Consider the following 6,253-nt stretch of genomic DNA (forward strand, 5'->3'; position numbering starts at 1 on the left):
AGTTCACAGGTCAGGGCAACAGAAGCTACTGTTATTGAAAGAATTCCTCCCCGTATTAAGGTGCGTGACGGTGCAGCACTTGAGCTTCCGCATATAATGATACTTATTGATGATGAAAAAAATACTGTCATAGAACCCCTTGCCGACAGCAAAAAAGATATGAAAAAATTATATGACTTTGATCTTATGCAAAACGGCGGAAAAATAAGCGGATATCTTATCGACAGAGAAAAGTGTTCTCAGATAACCAATGCTCTTGATCTTCTGGGGGATGCCGAAAGCTTCAGAAAAAAATACGGCAGTAATTCTGTTCTTCTGTATGCTATGGGTGACGGAAATCATTCTCTTGCTACTGCAAAGGAATTTTATGAACAGCTGAAAAGAAACAATCCGGACAAGGACTTTTCAAATCATCCGGCAAGATATGCTCTGGCGGAAATCGTAAATCTTCACAGTCCTGCACTTGAGTTTGAAGCAATTCACAGAATCGTTACTGAAACTGATACTCTCAAGCTTACAAACGCTATGTATGATGCCCTTGCTCTGTCAGATACGCCGTCTGATCAGTCCTTTAAAATAGTTTCAAAGGGCAGGGAAAAAACGGTTTATATTCACAATAAAACGTCTAATCTTACTGTTGGAAGTCTTCAGAATTTCATTGATAAATACCTTTCAGAAAACAAAGGAAAGGTTGATTATATTCACGGTATTGATGTTGTAACAAAGCTTTCTGAAAATGAAAATTCCATTGGTTTCATTCTGCCTGATATGAGCAAAAATCAGCTGTTCCCTACTGTTATAAAAGATGGCGCACTGCCCAGAAAAACATTTTCAATGGGTCATGCTGAGGATAAGCGTTATTATATTGAATGCCGTAAAATAAAATAACAAAATAGCACCTTATTAAAATATCCGCCTTTATTACAAAGGCGGACTTTGTATTTTTATGTAATATTAATTTTATGAAACATGTTTTCAAAAGTATCAAGCGTTACCGGCTTTGAATAATAATAACCCTGAGCCACATTACATCCGCATTTAAGAAGATATTCAGCTTGTTCCTTTGTTTCCACTCCCTCAGCAACAGTATTTATTCCAATATCATTTGAAAGGCTGATAGTATGCAGTATAATCTTTTTGCCTTTGTCAGTAACCATGGTTTCATTAAGGAAATTCCTGTCAATTTTTAAAATATCAAACGGTGTGTTTTTAAGCATATTCAGTGAAGAAAATCCTGAACCGAAATCATCCATAAGTAAAGTGTACCCCGCATTTTTCAGCTGTTTTAAAGTATCCATAAGACATTTCTGGTCATCATAATATACAGTTTCTGTTATTTCAAGTTCAAGATATCTTTTATCAATATTATATTTACTTACCAATCCGTTTAAAATTTCAATAAGCCTTGGATTCCCCACATTGACTCTTGAAACATTTACCGAAATAGGTACAGGTTTCTGACCACTGTCCATCCATCTGCGAATAGTAAGACATGCCTGTTCCCAGATATATTTGTCCAGATTAACTATAAATCCATTTTTTTCAAAAAGAGGTATAAATTTATCCGGCATGATCAAACCCTTTTTAGGATGTATCCATCTTACCAAAGCTTCTGCGCCAATTATTTCAGAAGTTTCTATATTATATTTCGGCTGAAGATACATGGAAAACTGTCCATCTGCCAAGGCAATTTCCATTTCATTTTCAATGCTTTTATCCTGTAATATTTTACTTATTATATCTTCATTATAGAAAGCATAATGCATAATGTGATTTCCTTTAATTGTTTTTTTAGCCATATTAGCATAATCACATATCAGCCGTGAAGACATATTTTTATCAGTTATTTTATATATTCCATATGAAATGGCAAGCGGAATATTTTTATACATTATAATCCTGGAACTAAGCTTTTCAATTTTATTTATAATATCACTATCATCTGTATACTCGGTAAATACACCGAAATAGTCACTTGTAAATCTTCCTGTCAGCTGGTCAGTACCGCTGAACATCTTGCGCAGATGAAAAGCAATAAATTTCAGTATTTCATCAGCAAATTCAAGCCCATAAAGCTCATTTACCGTTTTAAATTTTTCAATATCAAATAATATCATAGCATATGATTTATCTGATTCTTTTACTAAGATGTCATGCATTTCCCTGCAAAAAGCTTTTGAACCGACAAGACCTGTAAGCTTATCCGCAGATTCATCAAAACTGTTTTGTATATATTCAGATTTCAAAGTATTGTCAATATCCCTGACAGTACCAATTATTGTACAGATTTCCCCTCCGGCATCACAGACTCCGGAAAAATAAATTTCACACTCAAAAAAATTTCCTTCATTATTTTTAAGCCTTATTTTTGCACATCTGCTTCCCGTTTTTTTAGTATAATCAATGCTGGCACAGAAAGCATCCTTGTCCTCATTAAAAATAAAATCCGAATTTATGAATTCATTAAACGGTTTGCTTACATTTTGTTCAAATAAAAAATTATTCTGAAGATTGGAAAAAACAGTTATAGAATCCTCTCTCATATCCAGTTCAAAAACCATTATGTCCGAATGTGCAATTACAGATTTGTATTTCTGTTCCATAAGTTGATATTGGTAATTAATCTTTTCTTCCTTATTGAAGTAATCAGATTTTATAATCATAGCCTCATTTTCACAGGTACTCAGATCCATAAGCATTGCAAAAAATGAATGTTCATCCACAGCTACAGCTTCAAAATAACACCATCTGTAATTTCCGGAATTGTCTTTAAGTCTTATCTCTGATTTAGACTTGCCATTATGAAATAAATTGATATTTTCTAAACGGCATATATCATCAGGATAAATATTTCTTTTAAATTCAAAAGTAAATTTATCCCAGCTGTCACCATCGCTTATTTCTGAAAAATTTCCGCAGCTTTTTATTTTCAGTAAACAGTCAGATTTATTGTCAACATATAAGACCTCATCAAATGAATCAAGCATTTTCTCAAGAACATGCCTGCTGTCAAATACCAGATTATTTAAATTGATGAGTTCCATTGTGTCACCTCATTTTGTATTAATATATATAAATATGATACACGATTTTTCTAAAAAAGTCAATAATCTGCTTATAATTTTAATCAAAATCAATGCTTTTTTGTTAGATCTGTACAATTGCAACTATGATTTTTACATGAAAAAATATTATTTATCATTATCCAGAAAGCGATTTGACGCTCCGCTTTTTATATAATCTTCTGTGCTGCCAAAAAACACCTGCTTTTTATTTACATGTAAAATTTTGGACGCATACCTGCATGCACTTTGTATATCATGAGATATCATAATAATTGTTATACCCAAATCATTATTGATTTGCGATATCAAATGATACATATCAATAGTAACAGCCGGGTCAAGACCTGTTACAGGTTCATCAAGAAGAAGAACCTTTTCTGTAGCACACAGTGCCCTTGCAAGCAGTACCCTTTGCTGCTGACCACCTGAAAGCTCACGATAGCAATGATCCTTAATATCAGTTATCCCAAGCTTGTTCATGATATCACTGACTTTGAGTTTATCTTCCTTACTGTAAAAAGGCGAAAATCTATGCTTATTAAGACAGCCGGAAATGACTGCTTCATACACGCTTGCCGGAAAATCACGCTGCATATTAGTCTGCTGAGGAAGGTAGCCTATTTCATTTTTCTTAAGATTTCCGCTGTATATGATTTCACCTTCCGAAGGCTGTTTCAGTCCCAGAATACCTTTCATAAGCGTACTTTTTCCTGCACCATTCTCCCCCACTATACACAGATAGTCACCTGAATCAACGCAAAAATTAAGTTCCTGTACAACAGTTACATTATCGTATGAGAAAGATAAGTTCCTGCATGTAATTAAAGTCTCTTCCATTTTTTTCTCCTGAATTTATTTTATTTACTTTATTGTATCATTGACTATATTTTTTGTCAAGACAAAATCATCGGCAGATTCATTATAAAAGCCAGTCTTCAATAATCATATCGGTTCGATGGAAACAATATTGCCGCTTAAATCTTCATAATATCCTGCATTACCGCTTGAAAGCATATTGTAATCAGCATAATCTGAATCAATAATAAACTCTACAACATTTCCGGAATTGTCCCCTCTGGGCACATAACAGCATGTTGCATCTGTATGAAGATCAGATTTTACATCTGCCACTACTGCACTAAAACAGTATCCGCTGTCAAGATATATCATAAACCTTTCGCCGCATCCGCCGGTAATACCAGTACCAAGTGCCACGCAGTAGTCATCTCCTATCCGTCTGAATCCTCTGTAATCTGTATAAGCCTGCTGCTGCATTTCATACTGTACCGATGACGTATCAGTTATACATCTGTAGTCCATATACGCCTTAAAGGAACTGTCAAAACCATCATCAAACATGCTTGTCTTTGCATAATCCTCTGATGTTTCTTCATGTTCTTCTTCTGTTATTTCTTCAGTTACTTCCGTTTCCGTCTGAACATCGTCATATACTTCATCCTCAGCAGAATCCTCGCAAGTGTCCTCAGTCTGGACAGTAGATTCATCCTCAGAATCATCAGGTACTTCGCATACGGTCTCAGCAGTTTCACTTTCATGAACACGCATTTCAGTACTATACTGTATTCCCGTTGGCTTGTCTCCGGGAGTCAGCAGTATCATTGATGATAAAATTCCAATACAAAAATTATATGCAAATAAAATAAGAATCGCCTCCGTTAAATTAGTTATTGGCATATATTTCCTATCTTATTCGCAGAATTTTAAAAATATACATTACAATTAAATTAATTTTTTTATTTTAATGTAATCAAATTGTAAAAATGTTTTCTTAACTGAAATTTTTGATCAGGTTTTTTACATGTCTGACTGAAATCCAATAAATAAGGGATGCCCTCAATTACAGAGCATCCCTCTTTTCATATAAATCTGAAAAATTTATAACTTATGCCGGAAGCAGATTATAAACTGCCTCATAAATTCGTCTTGCAACATAAGGATTATTCATTGTATAAAGGTGAATACCATCAACCCCCTGTGAAATGAGATCAACTATCTGGTCAATTGCATAGGCAATACCTGCATCTCTCAGTGCAAGAGGATTATTTTCATATCGGTCAATCATCTTCATAAACTTTTTCGGCATATTCACTCCGCATAGCCTTACCATTCTCTCAATCTGAGCCTTATTGGTTACAGGCATGATTCCTGCTTCAATAGGCAGATTGATACCGGCAAGAGCAGTACGCTCACGAAAAGTATAAAAATAATCATTGTCAAGAAAAAGCTGTGTTATAAGCTGTGAAGCACCGCTTTCAGCTTTGCGTTTCAGATTATTTATATCATCTATTATGTTACGGCTTTCCGGATGTCCTTCAGGATAGCATGCAGCAAGAATATTAAAATCATATCTTTCACGGATAAATGAAATAAGCTGGTCAGCATGCGTAAATCGTCCTGCCGGCGGAATATCCGGAGATATATCTCCTCTGAGTGCAAGAATATTTTTTATTCCGCTTGCTTTGATTTTTTCAAGAATATCTACGGCTTCCTCCTCGGTAATATTAATTCCAGGAAGGTGGGCAACACTTTCAATACCGTAAATATTCTTTACATCTGCCGCAATCTGTATTGTCTTTTCGCAGTTTTTTCCTCCGCCTGCACCGTATGTAACGCTGATGAAATCAGGCTTTAAACCGGTCAGACCATCAAGAGTCTTATAAATTACCTTTTCGTCGGATGTAGGCTTCGGGGGAAATATTTCAAATGACAAAGCTGTTCTGTTTCTGAAAATTTCAGAAGTTTTCATTTCTGATCTCCTTTGCCGCATTTACAAGATTTTCAAGGCTTGGAACAGTTTCAGCATTTCCTCTTGTTTTCAGTCCGCAGTCAGGGTTTACCCAAAGCTTTTCAGCCGGGATTCTGTCAAGCATCTTGTTCAGTGCGGCTTTGATTTCATCCTTTGACGGAATTCTTGGCGAATGAATATCATAAACACCCGGACCTACTTCTGTACGGAAATCATTTTCTTTCAGTACATCAAGGATTGTAAGATCTGAACGTGATGCTTCAAATGTAATTACGTCTGCATCCATATCATCAATATCCTTTATAATATCCGCAAATTCGCTGTAACACATATGAGTGTGAATCTGAGTTTCCGGCTTTACACCGCTGTGAACCAGACGGAATGCAGGAATTGCCCAGTCAAGATAATCGCTCTTCCAGTC

At 35.3% G+C, this 6,253-nt stretch carries 5 protein-coding genes and 1 pseudogene; 1 reads left to right on the forward strand and 5 read right to left on the reverse strand.

What is annotated here, in order from left to right:
• Positions 1 to 888 (forward strand): DUF1015 family protein (locus ACI4WO_RS08375; protein WP_439807107.1); only part of this gene is annotated, 888 nt, incomplete at its 5' end.
• 56 nt (positions 889 to 944) lie between these two features.
• Here the strand turns inward: ACI4WO_RS08375 and ACI4WO_RS08380 are convergent.
• From ACI4WO_RS08380 to ACI4WO_RS08400, 5 genes and pseudogenes are all read right to left on the reverse strand, one after another.
• Entirely contained in the window at positions 945 to 3,044 is a 2,100-nt protein-coding gene (locus ACI4WO_RS08380) for a putative bifunctional diguanylate cyclase/phosphodiesterase (RefSeq protein ID WP_439807108.1), read from the reverse strand.
• A gap of 147 nt (positions 3,045 to 3,191) precedes the next feature.
• Positions 3,192 to 3,902, reverse strand: a complete 711-nt coding sequence (locus tag ACI4WO_RS08385; RefSeq protein ID WP_439807109.1) for a metal ABC transporter ATP-binding protein — start codon at positions 3,900 to 3,902, stop codon at positions 3,192 to 3,194.
• 105 nt (positions 3,903 to 4,007) lie between these two features.
• The gene (locus ACI4WO_RS08390; protein WP_439807110.1) at positions 4,008 to 4,685 is read right to left on the reverse strand and encodes a hypothetical protein; all 678 of its coding nucleotides are present in this window, start codon (positions 4,683 to 4,685) and stop codon (positions 4,008 to 4,010) included.
• 283 nt (positions 4,686 to 4,968) lie between these two features.
• Positions 4,969 to 5,832 carry a methylenetetrahydrofolate reductase [NAD(P)H] gene (gene metF, locus ACI4WO_RS08395; RefSeq protein WP_439807111.1) on the reverse strand — a complete coding sequence of 288 codons (864 nt, stop codon included), beginning with the start codon at positions 5,830 to 5,832 and terminating at the stop codon, positions 4,969 to 4,971.
• Positions 5,819 to 6,253 (reverse strand): annotated as a pseudogene (locus ACI4WO_RS08400) (5-methyltetrahydropteroyltriglutamate--homocysteine S-methyltransferase); the annotation flags it as partial. The pseudogene ACI4WO_RS08400 and the gene metF, both read right to left, overlap by 14 nt.

The sequence above is a fragment of the Porcipelethomonas sp. genome (assembly GCF_051893655.1).
Taxonomy (GTDB): domain Bacteria; phylum Bacillota; class Clostridia; order Oscillospirales; family Ruminococcaceae; genus Porcipelethomonas.